This window comes from Borrelia anserina Es (assembly GCF_001936255.1).
Lineage (GTDB): Bacteria > Spirochaetota > Spirochaetia > Borreliales > Borreliaceae > Borrelia > Borrelia anserina.
Genome location: NZ_CP013704.1, coordinates 703,418 through 725,970 on the forward strand (window position 1 = coordinate 703,418; position 22,553 = coordinate 725,970).

Annotated in this window: 20 protein-coding genes, 1 tRNA gene and 1 pseudogene; 15 read left to right on the forward strand and 7 right to left on the reverse strand. The window is 29.9% G+C overall.

Translation table 11 applies throughout. The annotated features are described in order from the left end of the window. Positions 1-3: 3 nt before the first annotated feature. Genes N187_RS03325 through N187_RS03335 form a run of 3 tightly spaced genes read left to right on the forward strand, consistent with a single transcriptional unit; the run spans position 4 to position 2,378 of the window. Positions 4-1,404 (forward strand): CheR family methyltransferase, encoded by a 1,401-nt coding sequence (locus tag N187_RS03325; RefSeq protein ID WP_025419826.1) that lies wholly within the window; start codon positions 4-6, stop codon positions 1,402-1,404. Then, the gene (locus N187_RS03330) at positions 1,404-1,889 is read left to right on the forward strand and encodes a chemotaxis protein CheX (protein WP_011772606.1); all 486 of its coding nucleotides are present in this window, start codon (positions 1,404-1,406) and stop codon (positions 1,887-1,889) included. Before N187_RS03325 ends, N187_RS03330 begins: the two co-directional genes overlap by 1 nt. A gap of 48 nt (positions 1,890-1,937) precedes the next feature. Then, a complete protein-coding gene (locus N187_RS03335; protein ID WP_025419827.1) occupies positions 1,938-2,378 on the forward strand; it encodes a response regulator in 441 nt (146 codons plus the stop codon). A 19-nt stretch (positions 2,379-2,397) separates the two neighbouring features. Here N187_RS03335 and N187_RS03340 read toward each other — a convergent pair whose 3' ends face one another. The 4 genes from N187_RS03340 to N187_RS03355 are packed head-to-tail and all read right to left on the reverse strand — an operon-like array spanning position 2,398 to position 5,472. Beyond that, the gene (locus tag N187_RS03340) at positions 2,398-2,910 is read right to left on the reverse strand and encodes a hypothetical protein (RefSeq protein ID WP_025419828.1); all 513 of its coding nucleotides are present in this window, start codon (positions 2,908-2,910) and stop codon (positions 2,398-2,400) included. Next, positions 2,907-3,953 carry a hypothetical protein gene (locus tag N187_RS03345; RefSeq protein ID WP_025419829.1) on the reverse strand — a complete coding sequence of 349 codons (1,047 nt, stop codon included), beginning with the start codon at positions 3,951-3,953 and terminating at the stop codon, positions 2,907-2,909. Before N187_RS03345 ends, N187_RS03340 begins: the two co-directional genes overlap by 4 nt. Beyond that, on the reverse strand, positions 3,947-4,813 hold the full coding sequence (locus N187_RS03350) for a hypothetical protein (RefSeq protein ID WP_025419830.1): 867 nt from the start codon (positions 4,811-4,813) through the stop codon (positions 3,947-3,949). Before N187_RS03350 ends, N187_RS03345 begins: the two co-directional genes overlap by 7 nt. Next, a complete protein-coding gene (locus N187_RS03355; protein WP_025419831.1) occupies positions 4,810-5,472 on the reverse strand; it encodes an HAD family hydrolase in 663 nt (220 codons plus the stop codon). The genes N187_RS03350 and N187_RS03355 overlap by 4 nt, the downstream gene beginning before the upstream one ends. A 219-nt stretch (positions 5,473-5,691) precedes the next feature. Here N187_RS03355 and N187_RS03360 point away from each other — a divergent pair, with 219 nt between their 5' ends. From N187_RS03360 to N187_RS03380, 5 genes and pseudogenes are all read left to right on the forward strand, one after another. After that, positions 5,692-7,266: an ABC transporter ATP-binding protein gene (locus tag N187_RS03360; RefSeq protein WP_025419832.1), complete on the forward strand. Its 1,575-nt coding sequence runs from the start codon at positions 5,692-5,694 to the stop codon at positions 7,264-7,266. Beyond that, positions 7,267-8,425: pseudogene (locus N187_RS03365) on the forward strand (ABC transporter permease). It abuts the gene before it with no gap. Then, the gene (locus N187_RS03370; RefSeq protein ID WP_025419833.1) at positions 8,397-9,323 is read left to right on the forward strand and encodes an ABC transporter permease; all 927 of its coding nucleotides are present in this window, start codon (positions 8,397-8,399) and stop codon (positions 9,321-9,323) included. The pseudogene N187_RS03365 and the gene N187_RS03370 overlap by 29 nt, the downstream one beginning before the upstream one ends. A gap of 160 nt (positions 9,324-9,483) precedes the next feature. Further along, a complete protein-coding gene (locus N187_RS03375; RefSeq protein ID WP_025419834.1) occupies positions 9,484-11,715 on the forward strand; it encodes a methyl-accepting chemotaxis protein in 2,232 nt (743 codons plus the stop codon). 36 nt (positions 11,716-11,751) lie between these two features. Then, positions 11,752-13,653, forward strand: a complete 1,902-nt coding sequence (locus N187_RS03380) for a methyl-accepting chemotaxis protein (protein ID WP_025419835.1) — start codon at positions 11,752-11,754, stop codon at positions 13,651-13,653. 63 nt (positions 13,654-13,716) lie between these two features. On the opposite strand, the gene mnmA is transcribed toward N187_RS03380, so the two are convergent. After that, a complete protein-coding gene (mnmA, locus tag N187_RS03385; protein ID WP_025419836.1) occupies positions 13,717-14,781 on the reverse strand; it encodes a tRNA 2-thiouridine(34) synthase MnmA in 1,065 nt (354 codons plus the stop codon). 102 nt (positions 14,782-14,883) lie between these two features. Between mnmA and N187_RS03390 the strand changes: the two genes are divergently transcribed. From N187_RS03390 to mvk, 6 genes are read left to right on the forward strand one after another with little or no spacing between them, the layout of a single operon-like run. Beyond that, entirely contained in the window at positions 14,884-16,107 is a 1,224-nt protein-coding gene (locus N187_RS03390) for a hydroxymethylglutaryl-CoA synthase (RefSeq protein ID WP_025419837.1), read from the forward strand. After that, positions 16,091-17,155: a type 2 isopentenyl-diphosphate Delta-isomerase gene (fni, locus tag N187_RS03395; protein ID WP_025419838.1), complete on the forward strand. Its 1,065-nt coding sequence runs from the start codon at positions 16,091-16,093 to the stop codon at positions 17,153-17,155. The genes N187_RS03390 and fni overlap by 17 nt, the downstream gene beginning before the upstream one ends. Then, the gene (locus N187_RS03400; protein ID WP_025419839.1) at positions 17,145-18,407 is read left to right on the forward strand and encodes a hydroxymethylglutaryl-CoA reductase, degradative; all 1,263 of its coding nucleotides are present in this window, start codon (positions 17,145-17,147) and stop codon (positions 18,405-18,407) included. The genes fni and N187_RS03400 overlap by 11 nt, the downstream gene beginning before the upstream one ends. Beyond that, positions 18,397-19,335, forward strand: a complete 939-nt coding sequence (mvaD, locus tag N187_RS03405) for a diphosphomevalonate decarboxylase (RefSeq protein WP_025419840.1) — start codon at positions 18,397-18,399, stop codon at positions 19,333-19,335. The genes N187_RS03400 and mvaD overlap by 11 nt, the downstream gene beginning before the upstream one ends. Next, on the forward strand, positions 19,326-20,276 hold the full coding sequence (locus N187_RS03410; protein ID WP_025419841.1) for a GHMP family kinase ATP-binding protein: 951 nt from the start codon (positions 19,326-19,328) through the stop codon (positions 20,274-20,276). The genes mvaD and N187_RS03410 overlap by 10 nt, the downstream gene beginning before the upstream one ends. Then, positions 20,267-21,160 (forward strand): mevalonate kinase, encoded by an 894-nt coding sequence (gene mvk / locus N187_RS03415; protein WP_025419842.1) that lies wholly within the window; start codon positions 20,267-20,269, stop codon positions 21,158-21,160. The genes N187_RS03410 and mvk overlap by 10 nt, the downstream gene beginning before the upstream one ends. A 222-nt stretch (positions 21,161-21,382) precedes the next feature. Here the strand turns inward: mvk and N187_RS03420 are convergent. Both N187_RS03420 and N187_RS03425 read right to left on the reverse strand, forming a co-directional pair. Continuing rightward, positions 21,383-21,456: transfer RNA gene (locus N187_RS03420), tRNA-Val, on the reverse strand. Positions 21,457-21,509: 53 nt separating this feature from the next. Beyond that, complete coding sequence (locus N187_RS03425; RefSeq protein WP_025419843.1) at positions 21,510-21,953, reverse strand: CAP domain-containing protein; 444 nt, start codon at positions 21,951-21,953, stop codon at positions 21,510-21,512. 63 nt (positions 21,954-22,016) lie between these two features. On the opposite strand from N187_RS03425, the gene N187_RS03430 reads away from it, so the two are divergent. Further along, positions 22,017-22,541 (forward strand): Dps family protein, encoded by a 525-nt coding sequence (locus N187_RS03430; protein WP_025419844.1) that lies wholly within the window; start codon positions 22,017-22,019, stop codon positions 22,539-22,541. The last annotated feature ends 12 nt before the right edge of the window (positions 22,542-22,553 follow it).

A 22,553-nucleotide genomic window follows, 5' to 3' on the forward strand; every position in this document is an offset into this window, starting at 1 on the left:
ATGATGGAAATAAAAGAGATATGTTTAGGTGAGCGTAATTTAAGTAGCCGGGATAAAAGATTAAGTTCTATTAATTTGGATTTTAAAGTAGTATCTTTCAATATTGGTAATGATAATTATCTAGTAGATATTATGCAAGTTAAGGAGATTAGGAAATCTAGTAATTTTACATCTATTCCAAATGCTAAGAAATATGTGGTTGGTCTTGATAATTTAAGAGGGGAGATAATCTCTATTATTGATTTGAGAATAATGTTCAATTTGGAAGTTGTTGAGAAAGACCTTGAAGATATTATGGTCCTTAAAAATGACGATTTATTAATAGGGGTCATTGTTGATAAAGTTAATAATGTCTTTTCAATTGATTCTTCTCTAATTCAAGATCCTCATCCTATTTTATCTCAGGAGGCACTTATACATTATATAAAGGGAGTAGTGAAATATGGTGAAAAATTGTATATTCTTCTTAATGTTGATAAGATTTTTAATTATGATGATAGAGAAAAAGAGTTTTTATTGGAGGATGGTAACAATAATGCGGATGAGATAAATGCTTTTGGGAATGAAGGCAAGTCGTTATCTTATAGCAATGATTCTTTAGGCTTATCAGAAGTATCTGCTAGTGAGTTTGCAAGGTTGTCTAAAGATGGTTTGGATGATTTGAAGGTTGTTAAAGAAAATCTTTTTAAATATTCTTTCAATGCATCTTTAGTAAGTGACGAGTTTTTAAGAGAAGTTAGTGTGAAATTAGATATTGCAAATATTAATGATTTGGCTTATGATAACTTTTTAAATGAATTTTATTCAAAATCATCAGGATGTTTATGGGATGATGAGTATTTAGAAAAGTTTCAAGATGAAATTGTTAAAAGATATGTTAATAATATGAGTGATATTGGTACTGTTTTGAATATTTTCGAGATTGGTTGTGGTAATGGGAAAGAGACGATATCTTTTGTAAATGCTTTGTATGAGTCTTACAAAAATCCTTTTAAGGTGATAGCCATTGATAATGATTTAGTTAAAGTTATTGGAACTTCTAGTTTAGTTTTCTCAGAGTCTGAGATTAATTTGAGCGATATTTATAGGAGAAATTCCTTTGAACAAAGCCCAGGAGTTTATAAATTCAAGCCAGAGATCATGAACAGTATTTTATATGAATATTCAGATGCTATTTTATCAGAATTTCCAGATAACTTGGGAATTATCTTTTTAAGAGATGTTTTATGTTTCTTAAATGATGATGGACAATTCTTGATTTTGGATGCGATTGCGGAAAGATCTGTTAGAGGTGCGATTTTGATTTTAGGAGATCATGAAGAACTTAAGAACAATGATATCTTTGTAAAAGATAGATCTATAAAGTATTTTAACCTATATAAAAAGATCGAAAGGAGAAATTAATGAGGATAGATTATATAGAGCCATTTTTAGATGCTGCTTCTTCAGTTTTAAGGGATATGTTGCTTGTTGAAGATATTCAGATGGGTAGTCCTGGTCTTAAGTCGATTAATCAAAAGATCAGAGGTGTGTCTGTAATTGTGGGACTTGCGGGTTCTGTTGAGGGTAGCATTATTATTGATATGGATATTGATACTGCGCTTTTTGTTGCCTCTAAGTTGAATTTTGAGGAGTATGTTGACTTTGATGATGAAGAAACTAAAGAAATGGTAGCTGCAACTCTTACAGAAGTTGGTAATATTATTGCTGGTAATTTTGTTACTACTTTACATGCAAAGGGTTTTGTATTTGATATAACCCCACCAGCTTTTATTTATGGAGAAAATATGAAAATAAGTAATAAGGGTTCTGAAGCATTGATAGTGCCATTTACTTTGCCAGATGGTAAAATTATTGAAGTTAATATTGCAATAAGAGAGAGGGTTTGATATGATTATAAAGCTGAAAATACTTGTTACAAGAAAAGAGGGTTTAATATGATCCAGAAAACTACGATTGCTATGGATTCTTCAAATAAACCAAAGGGGATTAATTATGAAACGGGTGTTCCTTTTAATGTTTTGATTGTTGATGATTCAGTTTTTACTGTAAAACAGCTTACGCAAATTTTTACTTCAGAAGGCTTTAATATTATTGATACTGCTGCTGATGGTGAGGAAGCTGTAGTTAAATATAAAAACTATTATCCTAATATTGATATTGTCACTCTTGATATTACTATGCCTAAGATGGATGGGATAACTTGTCTTTCTAAGATTATTGAATTTGATAAAAATGCTAAAGTAATAATGATTTCTGCTTTAGGTAAGGAACAGTTAGTTAAAGATTGTTTGATTAAAGGTGCAAAGACATTTATTGTAAAGCCTCTTGATAGAGCTAAGGTTCTTCAAAGGGTTATGTCTGTGTTCGTTAAATAAAATAGTATGGCTTATTGATTTAGTAGGATTTATAAAAAATCATCTCATTACTTATTTCACTTAAGTTTTGTGTGAAGTATGAGATATTGATGTTGAAAATATCCATTTCGTTTTTGCCGTTATTGCTTATATATAGCTCTAGTTTGTAAAATCCCCTTTTGGTATATATTAATGCTGAGCTTTTGAAAATTGAATCTATAGTTTTTATTTTAAATATTTTATATTTTAAAAAATCCTTGTCAAGGATTTCACTTTGAATTAAATATTTATTTGCTTCTCTGTAAGTTGGAGTTATTTTATTGTAATCAATTTGATCCTTTAGTATGCTTTTTAGAAAATTTTCTGTTAATTCGTATATTTGTATTTCATGTGTGCTTTTTGGATGTTTAGTATAATATTCTTCTTCTATTATTAAATTAAAAGAGGAATATTGTCTTGTTGTTTCGGATGATCGTTTTTTTATTGAGGTTGTTATTAATTTTGAATGAATTGATGTGTTAATAATTAAGAGCAGAAATATTTTTTTTATCATATGCGTTCCTTATTGCTTTTTATTATTTTTTTAACTTTTTCAATTTCTAGGGGAAGTTTGCTTCTTCTTTTTGCGTTTAGCTTGTCTTTTAATAAAACATTGTTAAATGTTTTTGCCATTTCATATACTTTTTCTTCACTGAAGTGGGATGGAATTTGAATTTTTCTATACTCAATTGGATCTTGTAAGACTTTTTGCATTAATATAATTGGATTTAGAAAACTTGCTTTAAAAAATTTATAAAAATTTGTTAAGAACAGCGCAAATGATATAAAGAGTGTAAATAGGAATATTCCAATTACAGAGTCATTTTTTCTTTGTAGATATTTATCTATATAAAATTTTGTGTTATCTATTTCAATAATTTTGTATTCACTAGGACTGTAGTAGAGGAATATATCATCGGACTTAGAATATATTGTTTTATTTTTATCTTTAATTATTAATATAAAGGGATACATTTCTTTAATGTAGTTTTTTTCAGTTGTTATAGATATATTTTTTATGATATTAAATTCTTGTTTTTCTGGCATTGTGTTTGCAAAACTTGAACTTGAAAATATTATGAAAAATATAAATGGAATTAGTAAACTTATTGAGAAGGTTCTAGCAAATGCAATTAATATTAAATTTTTTTCTTTTGGATTATAATAAATTTCAATCATTAAGTCATTAAATCTAAGGAGTCTTAAGAATCTTAATTTAAAAAGTGAAAGTATGATTGGGCTTGAAATTGTTTCATGGGGATTGATTATATTTTGAATTTGATTAGAGCTGTAGAATATTAGGGGAATTAAGCAATGGATTAGATCAAAAAATAGATTATTTCTTATGTATATTTTTAATGTTCTTAAAAAATAAGCTTTTGAAATTTTATATAAAAAAATTAATATTAATATCATATCAAATAAAAATCCAATGAATATTAGTGCAAATCGTATTTTGTATGGCAGAAAAAGTATTATTGACAATTCCTCTGTTAGAAATGTAATTATTGAAGCAATTAAAGTGGCTTTAAAAAAATTTGCGAGTATCTTTACCATTTATTTTTCCTAGCTATTTCTAGAAGTTCTTTAATAATTCTTGGATCATGTTCTTTTGAGCTTGATTGTTTTATTGAAAACCAGCTTTCATCATATCCTCTAAATCCTTTTATTTTATTGTTTTTAATGCTAGGTATTCTGGTTCTATTTGAAAAGATAGATATTAATGTTGCAATTGGTGACATGTTACTTAGATTTTCATATCTAAACAGACTTTGAGTTATTAGTTTAACTGTGTTGTTATCTAGGAAATTAATTTCTCTGATAACTAGTTTTGCTGAATCTTCAATATTTTTCGGAATTAATTTTATATCTTTTTCTAAATAAAATTTAATTATTACTACTCTTAATAAGAGTAAGATTTTTATGTAGTTTTTTACAAGTTTTGAAGAATCAAGAATACTATTTTCTTTTTTAATTAGGTATATTGTATAAGAATTTTTGTCTTCAAAGAGTTTGTTTATGTAGAATGCTATGTGTCCACTACTACTTATAGCATTGAAATTATATAAAAATTCTTTTCTTAAATAAGGATTTGCTTTGATAGAGTTGAATATTAATTTTAGGTTATTCTTATTAAATTCTTTGTTAAATAGGTCTTTTACAATATTTAGATCAATAGAGTCAATGTTTGACAAAATCAGAGGAGCAACTATTATATCTGTTTTTTCTTTAACGTATTGAGTAAGTAAATCGGTGTCAGATTTAAAATTTTCATCTATAAATATTGAAATAGTTTTTTTATTTTCTTCTAAATATTTAACTATTTCGATTTCTTTTTCAAAAACCGATAAACCTTTTATGCTTTCATGGTTAAATAAATAATGATACAGATGTGGGAAATATGCTTTTAAATTCATTTGATTATTTCTAGGAGCTCAGATGGATTGTTTAATATATATTTTGCTCCGCTTGCTTTTAATTCTTCTATTGTTCTAAATCCCCATGAGACGCCTATAGGCAAAAATCCAGCATTCTGAGCAGTTATCATATCAATATCGCTGTCTCCTATGTATGCTATTTCTTGTGGTGTAAGATTTAATTCTATTATCATGTCTAGAGCATTTGCAGGATCTGGTTTTGCCTCAAATCTTTGAGAGTATCCTCTCACTTCAAAGAAATTTATGTCTTTAAATATGTCTTTTGATATTATTAGTAGTTCTTCATGATTTTTGTTGCTTAATATTCCAATAGGGATATTAAGTGAGTTTAGTTTTCTTAAAAGTTCTGGTATGCCATCATATGCTCTTGTTCGGTAGGAAATATTTTGATTGTATGCTTTGACAAATTCTTGATAGAGATTATCTTTGATATTTTTGTCATCTAAGTTTATGTTAAGATATTCTAAGGTATTCTCTACTAATTTAGAATACCCTCTTCCAACAAGTGTGTTAAATTCATCTGTTTTAATTTCTTTATACCCTAATTTTTTTAGGGCAAAGTTCATTGAGAAGGCAATATCCATGATACTGTTTATTAAAGTCCCATCCATGTCAAAGATGCAAGCTTTGATATTCATATTTTAATCCTCTTGAAATTAATCATTATTGTAATGTGCCTTCATTTTATCATTATTTTTTGTTTTTTATTAAGTTTATTTCATGATTTTTAATATTTTGCATTATTTTGAATCTTTTTTAAAAGATATTCTTGAAAATATTTGTGTTTAGTTTTAGCATTCTTGGTTAGGGTATAGATAAAATGTTATTTACCTTTATTAACTTACAGGCTATTTTTAATGAGGGACATATTAATTTTAGATAAAGTTACTAAGCGATATGGTGGCTTTATTGCTAATGATAATATTTGTATGAGTTTTAAAGAGGGGGAAATACATGCAATCCTTGGTGAAAATGGTGCTGGCAAAACCACTTTAATGAAAATTATTTATGGAATTCACAGACCCGATAGCGGACAAATTTTTTTAAGAGGAAGTGAACTAAAACTTAAAGATTCAAGTGAATCTATTCGTAATGGTATTGGGATGGTTTTTCAACATTTTATGTTGATTCCGAAATTTACAGCTGTGCAAAATATTATTTTAGGATATGAGGATTCAAGATTTGGCTTTATTAATTATAATCGTGCAAGAGAGAAGATATTTAACCTTTCTGAAAGGTATGGTTTAAAAGTAGATATTGATAGGCCTATTGAAAATTTGAGTGTTGGGATGGGACAGAAGATAGAAATACTTAAAGTTCTCTATCGGAATGCAGATATTATTATTTTTGATGAACCTACAGCAGTTCTTACATCTAGTGAGATTAATGAATTTATGAATGTTTTAAAAATGTTAGCTGTAGAAGGGCATACTATAATACTTATTACACATAAAATAAAAGAAATAAAGGCTGTGGCTAAAAAGTGTACAATTATGCGTCTTGGAAAAGTGGTTGGAACTTTTGATGTTGCTGATACGGATGAGAAGATGCTTACTAAATTGATGATAGGCAAAGGTACTTTTCTTGATATGTCTAAAAGACGTTTTATTGATCGCACAAACGTTCTTGAAATTAGAGATTTAAATGTTAAAGATGAACGGGGTGTTTTGAAAGTTAAGAATATTAGTTTTGATCTTAGAGAAGGTGAAATTTTTGGGATAGCTGGGATTGAAGGAAGTGGTCAAGAAGAATTAGTCGAAGCAATTCTTGGCATTAGAGATATCTTTAGCGGAGATATAATTAAGAAGATTGATGGAAAATTTGAGTCAATCAAAGGTCTTAGTGTTAAACAAATAATAGATAAGAAAATTGGCTACATTCCATCTGATAGACAAAAACATGGTCTTATTTTAGACTTTAATATTTTACAAAATATTGGAATTAAGAGTTTTGATGATGCAAATTATTTACAAATGAAGAGTAGTGGTATATATAATGGTAAGTTTGAGTTTTTAAATACTGTTAAGAAACAGTTTGTTGGTTTTAATTTAACTGTTCTTAAGAAAATAAGTGAGCAACTTGCAGTTTCTTTTGATATTAGACCAAGAGATATTTCGAGCAAAGTCAAAGATCTGTCTGGCGGTAATCAACAGAAGGTAATTGTTGCTCGTGAGATTAATTTGAAACCCGAAGTTCTCTTAGCAGTTCAACCTACAAGGGGACTTGATGTAGGTGCTATTGAAAATATTTATAAAAAAATGATGGAGCAGAGGGATGCAGGAATGACAATTCTTCTTGTATCTCTTGAACTTGATGAACTTATTAGTGTTTGTGATAGAATAGCTGTAATGTATGATGGAGGAGTTGTCGGTGTTTTGGAGAGTGATTTTGATGTTGATGTTATTGGCAAGATGATGATAGGTATAATATAAATGAAGTTTGGTGAGCATAAGCATAAACATAAAGAGGTAATTGTAGCATTTTTAAATTCATCGATATTTGTTAATTTTTTTGCATTTTTTTGGGGAATTTTAATTCTTGGATTAATAGTGTTGCTTTTTGGATATTCTCCTTTTAGGATGTATTATATAATGATAGAGAATGTATTCTCTTCTCCTAAACATTTTGGGTATATTATAAGCTATGCTACTCCATTGATTTTTACAGGTCTTGCGGTTGGTATTGCCTTAAAAGTAGGGTTTTTTAATATTGGTGTGGAGAGTCAATTTATACTTGGTTCGATTTCAGCTTTGATAGCTGGAATTTTTTTTGATTTACCCCCTTTATTACATGTAACTTGCATTTTCCTTTTTGCCTTTTTGGCAGCGGGAATTTTAGGAGTTTTAATTGGGTATTTGAAAATTAAATTTAATATAAATGAAGTAATTTCAGGGATAATGTTTAATTGGATTTTATTTCATATAAATAATATAATCGTAGACTTGCCTGTTATTAAAAAGGAAAATAGTGATTTATCTAAGCCAATTCGAGAAAGCGCTTTTATTGATTTTTTTGGTTCTTGGAAACTTTCATCTGAAGGACTTGCTTATAGAGCAGAACATCCATTTATTAATGATTTATTAAGGGCTCCTCTTAATTTTGGAATAATTATTGGAATTATTATTGCTATTTTGATGTGGATTTTATTGGATAAGACTATGCTTGGTTTTAAAATAAGTGCTGTAGGACATAATATTGCAGCTTCTTATCGCTTGGGAATTGATATTAAAAAGGTTTTGATGTTTACTATGTTTCTTGCTGGTGCACTTGCAGGAGTTGCGGGTGCTATACAGGTTATGGGTGTTAATAAGGCAATATTTAAGCTTGCTTATATGGAGGGGACAGGTATTAATGGCATAGCTGTTGCTTTAATAGGAAATAATTCTCCAATAGGAATAATATTTTCAAGTATTTTATTCTCAATTTTGATTTATGGTAGTAGTAGAGTTCAGAGTTTAATGGGTTTATCTTCTTCAATTGTGTCTTTGATGATAGGGATAGTGGTTATTGTGATTTCTGCTAGCCATTTTTTTAATAGGCTATTGTTAGGTTGGTATAAAAAATGTTAAATACATTAATATTTTTGCTTAGTGAAACCCTGGTGAATTCTCAGGTCTTAGTTTTAGCTGGTCTTGGGGGGCTTATAAGTGAGAGGAGTGGAATAGTCAATGTAGGTCTTGAAGGTACAATGGCTCTTGGGGCATTTGTTGGTGCTACAGTTTCATATTTTTATGGTAGTCCATTATTTGCACTTTTTGTTGGGGGTTTTTCAGGGTTTTGTCTTGCTATTCTTCATGCTGTTTTTACTATTTTTCTTAAATCGAATCAGATAATAACTGGTATGGCTATTAATTTTTTGGGACCTGCTATTGCAATGTTATTTGGAACTTTTATTTTCGGTTCTGCTTCAACTCCCCCAATAGATATTAAATTACCCATACTTTTTGAGGGAATTTTAGATAAAAGGTCTGTTATATTTCAGGTTTTTGGTAAGAGATATTCATTCTATATTGCGATAATGTGTGTTGTTCTTTTTCATGGTATATTTGAATATACCAAAATTGGACTTAGAATTAAGGCTAGTGGTGAGGAGCCAGAAGTTTTAGAATCTCTTGGAGTTAATGTCATTATGATTAGGTTTTTTTGTGTCCTTCTAAGTGGTTTCTTTGCAGGATTTTCTGGTGCAGTGCTTTCTACTGTGATTGCTTCAAGTTATATGCAAGGAATTGTTGGTGGGCAAGGTTTTATTGCCATTGTTATGTTAATTTTTGGAAATTGGCAACCTTTTGGAATTTTGATAGGTAGCTTGTTATTTTCTTTTGTAAGAACTTTAGTTGTTGTAATGTCTCAAGTTTCTTTTTTTTCTTTAGTTATTCCTCTTAAGATATTAATTATTTTGCCTTATTTTATTGTGCTTTTGAGTCTTATGTTTTTTGCAAAAAATAATTATGCTCCTAAAGCTTTAGGTTTACATTATAAAAGAGATTGATTTTTATATTTATTTCTTTTAGTATATAGGAATACAGGTGAGATTATTTAGAGTTTGATTGAGAATTATATTTTTTGAGATAACGTTATGAGAGATATCTACTTAATTCTTATTTTTATTAACTTTAGTTAAGTAAGTGATTGATTTACGGGGTAGTTTTATGTTGAAAATTAAGCATAGGTTTGTTGGATCTTTGTTCTTATGTTTATTGATAACTATATTATTTTTTTCTTTGATTTTTAAGTTTATTTTGGGTAATTATTTAGAACGTTACTATAAGCAAGTTACAAGAGCTCAAGTAAGGCGTGCTGCTTTTGCTATGCAAGCTTTGTTGGATACATTTTATATCATAATTGACGGTGCAAGTTCTAATTTAGCTCTTGAGACTATGGATGAATATTTGAATATTAAAAATGGTGGACAGATGGTTTCAGAAGTCGAATTAGACAGGCTTAGAGAAAATTCTAAGCTAGTTCTTAATGCTGTTAAGGGAAATAAGAAATATAGAAATCGGTTGTATGATATATTGTGGGATTTAAAACTTGATACGTTTTATGAAGAGTTTGCATTTCTTGATTTTGAAGGTAAGGTAATTGTTACTACAAGACATGAGAATAATATGGACTTTGGTCAATCTGAGTCAGATACTGGGTATTTTAAAAGATCTATGGAAGATTATGAAAAAAGTAAATTAGATTTTGTTGGCTGGTATCCTAGTCTTAATGAAGGAATAGCAAGGGAAGTTGCTGTTAGATCTCACTATGAGGATAAAAAAGCTGCTGCCATAGTTGTTCCTGTGCATTCGGCAGAAGATAAAGTTTTTCTTGGCTACTTAGTAGGTTATTTACTTGACGACATTATAAGGGATAAATTAGATAGATCTAGATTTGGTTTTTATAATAGAGGAAATTTGTTTTATTTGGATCCGTATAACACTCTTGTTAATCCTTTATTGGAATATAATGAGAGTTCTCAACTTAATGCTAGATTTATTTCACTTTTAAATGATACATTGTCCAAGTCTCCTAAGCAACCTTCTGTGTCAACCGAGGTTCCAGTTTATGAGATTGAAAGAGCATATCATCAAGATATGGGGTTGTATCACTATTGTGCCCTGTTGCCTATTAGTAGCGAGCTTGGGAGTAATAGTGGAATTCTCGTTGCCAGAATCCCTTATGAAGATATTTATGGGGTTATTAACAGTTTAGCTTTTAAGTTTATTGCATGTTCTATTTTGGGAATTATTATGTTGAGCATTATTCTTTCATTAAGGATAGGGTTCGTTATTAGTTCTAGATTAAATTTAGTTAGAAATTTAGTAAAAGAGCTAGTACGAGGAAATTTAGATAAATCGTATGTTATTGGTAATGATAAGTATTCTGATGAGTTGAGTTTATTAGGTTTACAAATTGTTAAGATGAGAGATGCTATTGCAGATGCCATTACAAGTGTTTTCAGGAATATTAATTATGTTAATAAGGCAAGCGTTGAAGTTGCTAATTCAAGTCAAAATTTAAGTTCTAGTGCATTACAGCAAGCTTCAACACTTGAAGAGATGTCAGCCAACATTGAACAGATATCAGCTGGAGTTAAATTGAGTGCAAACAATTCCCAGGAAACAGAACGAATTGCTTTAATTACTAATGAGAATGCTCAAATAGGGGGTAAGGCTGTTGAAGAGTCTGTTGTAGCTATGCATGCCATTGTTGAGAAGGTTAGTGTTATTGAAGAGATAGCTAGAAAAACTAATTTGCTTGCTTTAAATGCAGCTATTGAAGCTGCAAGAGCAGGAGAGGAAGGCAAGGGATTTGCTGTTGTAGCAAGTGAAATTAGGAAGCTTGCTGATCTTAGTAAGGAGTCTGCCCTTGAGATTAGTGAATTAGTAGAAAAAAATTCTAGGTTGGCAACAGAAGCTGGATTAATATTTAAGGATATGTTACCTGAAATAGAAAAGACCACTAATCTTGTTAAGAAGATTTCTGAGGGAAGTTACAAACAAAATGAGCAGATCATACAGTTTAAAACGGCCCTTGATCAAGTTGGAGAAGTTGTTCAAGCTTCAGCATCAAGTAGTGAAGAACTTTCAAGTATGGCTGATAGGATGCTTGAAAAGGCTAAAGAGCTTAAACAGGTAATATCTTTTTTCAAAGTTAAAGATTTTGATATTGATGCTTCTGATGAACTAAAAGCTGTTAAGGATGAATTTGTGACTACCGAAGGGTATACCTGTTTGGATATGGCAGGTAATCCATCTTTAAAAGATAATCAAGGTGATATGCATGATGATTTAAATGTGAGTTATAAGTCTATTAATAAAAGGGTAGATCCTAAAAAAGCTATTGATATTGCCGATAAGGATTTAGATTTTGATGAGGACTTTTCAGATTTTTAGAATTTATTTTTTTAAGAGGTGTTTGATTATATGAAACTGAAGCTGAAAGTTAGGATATTACTTCTTGTTAGTATTCTTATCTCAATTTTTATTTCTATATTGTTTTTTATATTTGGAATGTTAATTAACTCTAATTTAGTGGCTCAGCAGTTAGATCTTATGAAAAATCTTATTGGAAATGTTAAACATTCTTTAACAATTTATCTCTCTTCAATGGAAGAAAGGGTAAAAATTAATTCAATGTATTTGGACTCTTTAGATAGGTTTGAATCCATTGCTAAAAGTAAACCTAGGAGAATGGAAGCTATTTTGGATCAAATTGAGATATTACTTAAAACAGGTAGAGGCAATAACTTGATGATAGTTGATAAGAAAGGAGAAATAGTGTTTACTACTGCTGTTAAAGATAATAGTGATTATGGTATTTCTATTGCAGATAAAAAATATTTTCTTGAGTTAAGTCAAACTAGTTCTATTTATAACTCTTCTGTTCTTTTGGCAGATGCTGGTTCTGTTGAAGAGGTTTTGGTGAAAGATGTGTCTAGTATAAGAAATAAGTCAGGACAGATTCCTTATTTGTTAATAGGCATTCCTTTAAGGGATCATGATACCGATGTTATTTTTGGTTATTATATGGTCTTTTATGCGATAGATTATCTTTATAATTCATTTAAAGGTATTAGTTTTGGAACATTAGGTAGTGGTAGGGTTATGGTATTTGATCAAACAGGTCAGTTTCTTATTCATCATACTTGGTTCCCTGGTGATAACTTAGTTAATATTAATCCTTACTATGATAGTGTGGTTAAGGGTATTTCTGAGGACTTGCTGCAGAAGAAGAAAGAAATCAGCTTAAGACGTTATGTTGATCCTAAGGGACAGGAATTTGTCGGATTTGCACAAGAAGTAAAATGTCGTTTGTCTAATTACCCGTTTATGGTATATTTAAGAGCTAATGTTCATGATTTTTATTATATGACTAGGCTTACTACTTTGATTTTAGGAATAAGTTTTGTGGTTACTTTAGTTTTTCTTGGATTAGTTACTATTTATCTTGTAGGCAAACTTGGTGCTGTTTTAAATGGAATTTTAAGTCATTCTGAAAGGCTTGCTTCTGGGGATTTTACTGTTTCAGATTATTCTTTAAAGTGGGAAACGTTAGAGCTGTATGGATTATATGAGGATTTGGGACTTTTGAGGTCTAATTTTTCATCTGTTGCAAGAGGAGTTATTGAGAATCTTGATTATCTTTATGAAAATTCAATTCAGATAGCAAATGCAAGTCAGAATTTGAGTTCTGGGGCAGTTGAGCAAGCATCTACATTAGAACAGATGACAGCAAATATTGAGCAGATATCTCAAGGTGTAACTGAGAATACTGATAATGCATCTACTACTGAGAGTATTGCTGTTAACACTAATAAAAAAACCAAAGATGGGCATCAATCTGTTATTAAAGCCATTGAGGCGATGGAAGTTATTACGGATAAAATAAGTATTATTGATGAGATAACAAGGCAAACCAATTTACTTGCTTTGAATGCTTCCATTGAGGCTGCTAGAGTAGGGGATAAGGGTAAAGGATTTGAAGTTGTTGCTGCTGAGGTTAGGAAGCTTGCTGATCAAAGTAAGGAGTCTGCTAGAGAAATTATTGATATTGCACATAAGAGTTTGACTATTGCAGGTAAAGCAGGTAATAATTTTGAACAGATTGTTCCTGGAATGGAAGAAACAGCTAAGCTTGTTAAGAATATTACTCGTGAGAGTTCTAACCAGAGTAATCAAATCGAACAATTTAAGAGTGCAATAGAACAAGTTAGTCAATTGGTTCAAACAACAGCATCAAGTAGCGAGGAACTCTCAGCAATGTCTGAAAAAATGTTGGAAAGTGTTAAGCATTTAAAGGAATCAGTCGATTACTTTAAGATTGATAAATAATTTATAGGGATAATTTGAATATCCCTATAAATTGTGATGTTAAAATATGTCTTGTTATATTAATTATATTAATGTTTTAAGGATTTTAGCTCCTCCTAGGCACTCATCTTCTTGATAAAATATGCAAAATTGTCCTGGTGAAATTCCATAGTCTTTTTCTTCTAGATTGACTTTTATAATATTGTTTTTTAGTGTTTCTGTTTTGCATTTTATTTTCTTTTCTCCATGTCTTATTTTGACTTTTAAGTCTTCGTTATTTAATGGTTTGTTTATCCAGTTTATTTGGTGCACTAGAAATTGTTGTTTTCCTTGTTTCAAGTAATTTGTACTGTTTGAGATGTAAATGATGTTATTTTGAATATCCTTTTCTGTAACAAACCATGGTCCATGGCTGAGCTTGATGCCTTTTCTTTGTCCAATTGTAAAAAACCAATATCCATTATGTGTCCCGAGTATTTTGCCTGTTTCTTGTTCGACGATATTACCTTTAAGTTCTCCTAAGTGGTATTTTATAAATTCATCATATTTAATCTTTCCAAGAAAGCAAATTCCTTGACTGTCTTTTCTATTTTTATTGGGTAAATCTATTTTGTGTGCTATTTGTCTTATTTCAGTTTTTAATAGGTCTCCTAATGGGAAGTACAATTTTGATATTTGTTCTCTAGAGAGATGAGATAAAAAATAGCTTTGATCTTTTATTTTGTCTTTAGCTTGTTTAAGTATGTAATTGTTATTTTGATTTTCTATTTTGGCATAGTGTCCTGTGACTATTAAATCATAATGTTCATTTATCTTTTCAAAGAATGCACCAAATTTTATTCTTTGGTTGCAAAATATATCTGGACTTGGGGTATTACCTATTTTTAATTCTTCAATAGCATAATTTACCACTCTTTTATAATACTCTTCTTGCAAGCTAATGATTTCATATGGTACATTGAATTTTTCACATACAGCCTTTACATAACGGATATCTTCTTCCCAAGGACAATTTCCTAGGTAGGAGAGTTCGTCTTCAAGCCAAATTTTTAAATAATAACATTTTATATTTTTATGGCCTTTTTGTATCATTTTATAAAGAGCTACAGAGCTGTCCACTCCACCGGATAGAAGTACTGCTATTTTCATAAATTTGCTTTTTTTGTTTATTATAGCATATTGAGATTTAATGTTTTTATAATCTATAGTAATAATAATATTTATAGATTGTTTTTTTATTGGGGGTTAGTGATGAGGGTAGGTATTAGTGATATTAGAGTTTTTTTACCTTTAAATTGTTTAGATTTGAATGTTCTTTTAAGTAATTCTTTATATAATTCTAATGAAAATTTTTTTAGAAAGTTTAATAGGGCAATTGATGCAACACTCCAGAAATCATTTAGGTTTACAAGTCTTAATGAAGATAGTGTTACAATGGCTAGTTCTGCTGTTAAGCTAATTTTTGATAATAATAATCTTAAGTTAGATAAGATGAAGATATTTTTAGGTGGTACTGAAACGGGGGTAGATTATTCAAAGTCAATTTCATCTTATGTTTATGGAGCTTTAAAATTGGCTGGCATTGATTTAAAAAATCATTTCTTAACTTTTCAAGCTCAGCATGCATGTGCGGGTTCTGCACTTGCTTTGTATAGTGCTGCGAGTGTTTTGAGTCATTTAGATAAGTCTGAATATGGTATAGTATTTTCTAGTGATATTGCACATTATGGTAATCTAACTACAGCAGAGATTACTCAAGGAGCTGGCGCAACAGCAGTTCTTATTGAGCAGAATCCAAAAGTTTTATCTATTAATTTATCTGAATTTGGGGTTTATACTGATGATGTTGATGATTTCTTTAGGCCATTTGGTAGTCTTGTGGCTAAAGTAAAGGGGCGTTATTCTATTGAATGCTATAATAAGGCTAATGAGGAGGCTTTGGCAGATTTTGCATATAAGAAAAATATGAGCATTAAAGATTTATTTTCTAAGTATAGGTTTATTTTACATGTACCTTTTGCAAAAATGCCTATAGATTCAATGCATTATGTTTTAAAGAAATATTATAGTGAAGATGAATCTGAACGAAATGCTTATTTAGAATCAATAGATTTTTATGATTCTGTCGAGGCTTCTAAAGAAGTGGGCAATTTATATACAGGATCAATATTTTTATCTTTAATGTCTTATTTAAAGCGAGTATTTGCCAAAAAGGATATTAGTGGAGAGAAGATACTTTTTTGTTCTTATGGATCTGGTAATATTATGGTTATTTATGAACTTACAGTTGAAGAGAATGCTCATTGTGTTGTTAAGACTTGGGATATTGACAGAATACTTTCAGTAAAGCATAATGCATCTTTTGATGAGTATAGAGATTTTTTTGAGAATAGAATTGTCCCTGGTGAATCCCAAGGCTTTTATTTAAAGGAGATCAGAGAAGATGGGTACCGGGTTTATGGGTATCGAGCCTAATATCTTAACTAATAAGAAGCGGCATATTGAGATTTGTTTAAGTAAAGAGGATGTTAGTAAAAGTGATAATCTTTTAAATTTTGTTAATTTAAAGCATGATGCACTTAGTGATCTTGATTTTTATGAAATAGATACGAGCGATAGTATATTTGGTTATAGTATTGCTATGCCTATTTTTATCTCATCAATGACAGGAGGCGTTAAAGAAGGTAATAAATTTAATAAGGTACTTGTTAAGATAGCAAATGATTTAAGAATTCCAATGGGTTTGGGATCCTTTAAGCTTTTATTTAAATATCCTGAATATGTTAAAGATTTTTCCTTAAGGAAGTATGCTGATAATATTCCTTTATTTTCAAATATTGGTGCTGTTCAGTTAAGAGAATTAGGAATTTTTGAAATAATTGAGATGAGTAAGAGACTCGAGGTTGATGCTGTAATCGTGCATTTAAATTCAGGTCAGGAATTGATGAATTTGAGAGGGGAGAGAAACTTTAAAGGCATTAAGCACTCAATTGCTAAGCTTTGCTCTGTTTCAAGTTTGCCAGTAATTGTGAAAGAAACGGGTTTTGGGATTTCCCCCGATTCTGTTATCAGATTACTAGATCTTGGAGTTTCTTATGTTGATCTTGCTGGTAGTGGAGGGACTAACTGGGTTTTAGTTGAAGGAATTAAAGAAGAAAATTTGGGAGTTGCATCTTGTTTTTCTAATTGGGGTATATCTTCTGTTTTGACATTACTGAGTATTAAAGATTCTTATAAAAATAGGATTTTTGCATCAGGAGGATATGAAACTGGGATGGATATTGCTAAAGGTATTGCTCTTGGGGCTAAGTTAGTGGGTATTGCATCAGTCATTCTTAGGACTTTTCATGCAGGGGGTGAAGATGCTTTATATAAACTTTTCAAAGATTATGAATACGTTTTAAGGATGTCTATGCTTTTAAGTAATAGTATAGATTTAGCACAGTTTAGGTTAAATAAATATTTTTTAAGTCATCCTTTGCTATTTAATGTTAAAAATTTTAAAGATTTTTATGAAACTTAGTAAAAATTTTAGAAATGAAAGTGTTTTAGATAAAAGACAAGAGATCAAAAGTCTTTTAAAATTGAATTCTTACGATTTTTTTTATGATTCTACTGATGAAAATTTGCTTTGTAATATGATAGAAAATTACGTTGGTTATTTGCCCTTACCTATTGGTATTGTAAAAAATTTAAAGGTAAACGGGAAGTATTACATTGTACCCATTGCTACGGAAGAACCATCAGTTATTGCTGCTTTAAATTTAGCAGCTAAGATTCTTGAAAATGCTAATTTAAGTTATTCTGTGGGTGAAGTGTTAGGCGTTGCTCAAGTTTATATAAAAACAGATAAAGACTTAAGTGATATGTTTCTTGGTCTTTTTGACAAAATTGATCTTTGGTCTAAGCCTCTTTTACATAATATGGAACGTAGAGGAGGAGGATTTAGAAGACTTTCATCTAAGTTTATTAAGGAAATTGGCATTCAAAAATTAAATATCTATGTAGATGTTTGTGATGCTATGGGTGCAAATTTATTGAATTCAGTGGCTGAGAGAGTTGCTCATCATATTACTCTAGAGTTTGGGTATGAGTGTATTTTAAAAATTTTAAGCAATGATTCAAATGATTTTGTTGTAAGAGCTAATTTTAAATTAAATGTTAATGATTTGCTTAAAGGTAATGAAGAATCTTTAGCTTTGGCTCGAAATATTGAGCTTATTTCCAAGATAGGATTTTTTGAAGAAGAACGTGCTGTTACTAATAATAAAGGTATTATGAATGGTATAACGGGTTTATGTATTGCTACACTTAATGATACAAGGGCTCTTGAGGCATGTGTACATAAGTTTGCTTCAAAAAGTGGGAAGTATTTGCCCCTTAGTAAATTTTATCTTTCTAATGAAAGTTTGATTGGAGAAATTGAGCTGCCTTTACAAGTTGGAGTTAAGGGGGGGGTGGTCAGTTCTCATGAAGCAGCTATATTGAGCTTTAAGATTCTGGGTATTGATTGCAAAAGGGAGTTTATGGGTATTCTCTCTTGTATTGGTCTTGCAAGTAATTTTGCGGCTTTGAGAGCACTTGCTCTTGATGGAATTCGAAGAGGACATATGAAGTTGCATGTTAATAAAATTTTATATCTTCTTGAGAGAGATTATAATATTTCTAGTAATGAAAGAGAAAAAATAATATTGAAAATGAGTGAAAGTAGTATTTATTCTTTTGATTTTGCTCTTAAACTTTTAAAGGATATGAGAACTTGCTATGAAGATTAAGTGTAAGGTAAATCCTAGTCTGGCGTTAATTAAGTATTGGGGGAAGCGAGATAAATTTTTAAATATACCAGCTACTTCAAGCATTGCTGTAAGTGTTGATAAATTTTATTCAATAAGTGAGCTTGAATTATCATGTAAGGATGAAATAATTTTAAATTCAAGGTCTGTTATATTGAAAGAGAGGGAGATAAATTTCTTTAACTATGCAAGAAAAATCTTAAATAAATCGGATGTCGGGTTTAGAGTGATTAGTGAAAATAATTTCCCAACGGCTGCGGGACTTGCAAGTTCAAGCTCTGGTTTTGCATCTATTGCTGCTTGTATTTTGAAATATTTTAATCAATATTCTCATCAAAAGGCTTCAGATCTTGCGAGAATTGGTTCAGCTTCAGCATCAAGAGCCATTTATGGTGGATTTACACTTTTAAAGGAAGGATCTAAGAGTGCATTTCAGTTAAGTAGTATCAATTGTTTTAATGATCTATGCATAATATTTGCTATAGTTGATGGCAAAGAGAAAGAGATTTCTTCAAGAATTGCTATGGAGATTTGCACGCAAGAAAAATTTTATTGGGATGCTTGGATTGGGTCTAGTCGGCGTTTATTTAAAGAAGCTTTATATTTTTTTTTAAAAGGTGATTTTAATGAATTTGGTCTTAAGATTGTAAAAAGTTATCAGCGTATGTTTGCTTTAATGTTATCGTCTTCCATTATTTATTTTAAAGGTAATACTATAGAATTAATAAAGTATATTGCTGATCTTAGAAATAAAGGTATTCCTGTTTTTGAAACAATGGATGCTGGGCCACAGGTTAAGGTGTTATGTTTAGAGAAGAATTTGGAATTAATTTTGGATAAACTTACCAATAATTTTAAAGATATTGATTTTATTGTTTCAAGAATTGGAAGTGGTTTAGAATGGATATAGTTAATTTTTCAGTGCCTGGCAATTTGCTTTTAATGGGTGAATATTCTATTTTAGAAGAAGATGGTCTTGGACTTTCAGTTGCAATTAAAGAGAGAGCTTATTTTTCTTTTAAACGCAGTGGTAGTTGGCGTTTTTTTGCTAAAAAAAACAAAATTGATAATTTTACTTTAATAGAAGATGATAATAATTTTGTTTTTAAAATGTTTAGATATTTAAAACAAAATTATTTTTCTAATCTAGAAGATTTTCCCTTTGATGTTTATGTTGATACAAGTAATTTTTTTTTGAGTAGTGGTGTAAAAAAAGGGTTTGGTTCTAGTGCTGTTGTTGCTGTTGGGATTGTATATGGGATTTTTTTGATTTTAATTGGCAATGATTGTTTGGTTAAAGATAAAGTTTTTATGTATTGTCTAGAAGCTTACAGATATGCGCAAGGAGGTATGGGTAGTGGATATGATATTGCCACAAGCCTTTTTGGGGGTGTTATTCGATTTAAGGGAGGAAATTTTCCTAAGTATGAACTTTTGGGCAAAATGTGTTTTAATAATTTTTATTTAATGCAAGGTCCTACTTCAGTTAAAACTACTAGCTCGATTATTGAATATGATAAGCATAGAATTTCTTTAATGAATTTTATGAAAGATGTCAATATTGTAATGAAAAAAATGATTCTTAATGCTAGTAATTCTCCTTCTTGTTTACTGTCTGGTTTAAGGTTAGCAAAAGATATAGGATTAGAAATTGGGAAAAGGATAGGTATTTCTGCTGATTTGCCCTTAAATCTTTCTTATCTTAAAAATGAATGTAGCTTGATTAAGGCTTTGGGTGCTGGAAATGAGACTTTTTTGGTCTATAAACCAAATTTTGAAGTTTTTAAACAATTTAATATTGAACCGATAAATCTAGATTTAGAAGGTGTTAAATTCAGTGGATGTTTGTAATTAAAAAGCCTTCCAAAATATTATTCCTAGGAGAACATAGCGCTGTTTATGGTTTTCCAGTGATTGGTATGACAATACCTCTTTATATGTGTTTAGTTTATACTTTTTCTAATTCTTGGAAGTACTTAGGCATTCCTTCTGTAAAAATAGATAAGGTAATACATTTTATTAATAAGAGATTTAATAAAGTTAGACCTATTGAATTTTTGATATTTTCTCAGATCCCGGTTGGATTAGGATTTGGTTCTTCTGCTAGTCTTAGTTTATGTTTTGCTGAGTATATTGTAAGTCATGATGAATATAATGCTTACGATAAAATTTTGTTGGCAAAAGAAATTGAAAATATTTTTCATGGTAAATCTTCTGGTATGGATATTTTGCTTGTTGAGTTGGATGGAACTTTTTATTTAGAAAATAGAGATTCTACTTTAAGTTATCTAAAAATAGCGCCTTGTGGTTTTTACTTTTTGATTGGAGCAGTCAGAAGAGAGTCTGCGACAGATGACATAATATCTGATTTGAATCATAAGATTTCTATTAATAAGCGTCAATTTGAAATGATTGAAAAGCTTGGTCTTGTTGCTAGGGATTCTTATGTTGCTTTTGTTAAACGAGATATTGCTTTATTAGCAAATAATATGAATGTTGCAAATAATCATTTAAATTCCTTGGGTTTGTCTTCAAATAAACTTGATTATATAATAAATAGGGGGATAGAGTTTAATGCTCTTGCTGGAAAATTGAGTGGTGCTGGTAAGGGTGGGGCTTTTATTTTGCTTTTCCAAGGTAAGAATGAAGCTAATTTGTGCTTGGAAAAATTAAATAAGGATTTAGATGAGAATAATATTAGCTTGATTTCTAGACTTAGAATATTTAAGTGTTAAATTATATATATTAAGGACCTTACCTGGAGAAAGATGTTTTTATGGAGCTTAAAGGTTGTATCATGCGATTCTTGCCTGGTGACTAAAAAAGTAGTACCTTTTAAAAGTTAATAAAATTATCTAAGGTAATTTCGATATATAACGTATAATTTTCTATTAACAAAAAGTGTGTAGCATTGAAAACATGCTTTATTGAGCTTAGGTATTCTTAATAAAAGGTTTTGGGTTCAGAGGGATTCGAACCCCCGACATCCTGCTTGTAAGGCAGGCGCTCTGACCAACTGAGCTATGAACCCTTTTTAATACTAAAGGACATTATATAAAATAAATTTGATTCATGTCAATTTATTCATGATTTTTCTCCAAAAATTACTACAAATATATTTTTTTTGTCTTTTGTTAGTAGTACGTATCCGCCGATTTTACTTGTGTCTTTGTTTAGAAGAGCTTCTTTGTGTCTTGGGCTTTTAAGCCAGGCATTAGTTACATCTTGGATATTGAGTCCTAGTGCTAAGATTTCTCTTATTCTATAGAAATGTTTATCATATTTTTTGACTCTTTGCATGGGAGTTGTACCAAAGAGTGTATGAGTTAGTACTTTATTTTCGTTAAGACTTATTGCATATTCTTTTGCTACCATCTCAAGAGTTTTATCTATTTTTAGCTTTTTTAAGTTTAAATCATCTCTTAGTTTATGAATTGATGAATAAAGAGATTTTAGGTCTTCATTTATACTTAAAAGTGTACATTGACTTGTAAAAATTAAAATAATGATAATAAATTTTTTTTGCATAATGTGTTTAAGTATACTAAAATATCATTATAACATTTGTTTAATTTTAAGGAAGAGAATAGTATGACAAATCATTTAAGTTATTTAAAGAAGGATGATTTAGATAAAGTTAACTTAAAACTTCAAGAATTGTTGGCAGGGCTTCATGTTTTCTATGCTAATTTAAGAGGTATTCATTGGAATATAAAGGATATCAATTTTTTTGTAATTCATAAAAAAACTGAGAAGCTTTATGATTATGTTTCAGAGGTTATTGATATTCTAGCTGAGCGTTCTAGAGCACTTGGGTATGATTCCGAGTTTAGATGTTCTGAGTTCATTAAGAAATCCTTTATTGAAGAAATTAGTTTGGATATTACTTCAAATCTTGTGCTTTCAATTAATAGTATTGTTTGTGGTCTTAATGACATTCTTAAAAAGATGTCTGAGATAAGGTGTTTTGTTGATAATACATGTGATTATGGAACAGCTAATGTTTTAGATGATATTATTGTTTCTTTTGAAAAGTATTTATGGATGTATGGATCTTTATTAAGTGATTGTGACTGTCCATGTCATAAGAAGGAATGTTGTAGTAAAAAGCATTGAGCTTGTGATATG

Coding starts and splice junctions, on each gene's coding strand:
- fni (WP_025419838.1), top strand. CDS start 16,091: ATGGGTATCGAGCCTAATATCTTAACTAATAAGAAGCGGCATATTGAG.
- N187_RS03355 (WP_025419831.1), bottom strand. CDS start 5,472: ATGAATATCAAAGCTTGCATCTTTGACATGGATGGGACTTTAATAAAC.
- N187_RS03360 (WP_025419832.1), top strand. CDS start 5,692: ATGAGGGACATATTAATTTTAGATAAAGTTACTAAGCGATATGGTGGC.
- N187_RS03335 (WP_025419827.1), top strand. CDS start 1,938: ATGATCCAGAAAACTACGATTGCTATGGATTCTTCAAATAAACCAAAG.
- N187_RS03330 (WP_011772606.1), top strand. CDS start 1,404: ATGAGGATAGATTATATAGAGCCATTTTTAGATGCTGCTTCTTCAGTT.
- mvk (WP_025419842.1), top strand. CDS start 20,267: ATGTTTGTAATTAAAAAGCCTTCCAAAATATTATTCCTAGGAGAACAT.
- N187_RS03390 (WP_025419837.1), top strand. CDS start 14,884: ATGAGGGTAGGTATTAGTGATATTAGAGTTTTTTTACCTTTAAATTGT.
- N187_RS03400 (WP_025419839.1), top strand. CDS start 17,145: ATGAAACTTAGTAAAAATTTTAGAAATGAAAGTGTTTTAGATAAAAGA.
- N187_RS03350 (WP_025419830.1), bottom strand. CDS start 4,813: ATGAATTTAAAAGCATATTTCCCACATCTGTATCATTATTTATTTAAC.
- N187_RS03345 (WP_025419829.1), bottom strand. CDS start 3,953: ATGGTAAAGATACTCGCAAATTTTTTTAAAGCCACTTTAATTGCTTCA.
- N187_RS03425 (WP_025419843.1), bottom strand. CDS start 21,953: ATGCAAAAAAAATTTATTATCATTATTTTAATTTTTACAAGTCAATGT.
- N187_RS03410 (WP_025419841.1), top strand. CDS start 19,326: ATGGATATAGTTAATTTTTCAGTGCCTGGCAATTTGCTTTTAATGGGT.
- mnmA (WP_025419836.1), bottom strand. CDS start 14,781: ATGAAAATAGCAGTACTTCTATCCGGTGGAGTGGACAGCTCTGTAGCT.
- N187_RS03340 (WP_025419828.1), bottom strand. CDS start 2,910: ATGATAAAAAAAATATTTCTGCTCTTAATTATTAACACATCAATTCAT.
- mvaD (WP_025419840.1), top strand. CDS start 18,397: ATGAAGATTAAGTGTAAGGTAAATCCTAGTCTGGCGTTAATTAAGTAT.
- N187_RS03370 (WP_025419833.1), top strand. CDS start 8,397: ATGTTAAATACATTAATATTTTTGCTTAGTGAAACCCTGGTGAATTCT.
- N187_RS03375 (WP_025419834.1), top strand. CDS start 9,484: ATGTTGAAAATTAAGCATAGGTTTGTTGGATCTTTGTTCTTATGTTTA.
- N187_RS03430 (WP_025419844.1), top strand. CDS start 22,017: ATGACAAATCATTTAAGTTATTTAAAGAAGGATGATTTAGATAAAGTT.
- N187_RS03325 (WP_025419826.1), top strand. CDS start 4: ATGGAAATAAAAGAGATATGTTTAGGTGAGCGTAATTTAAGTAGCCGG.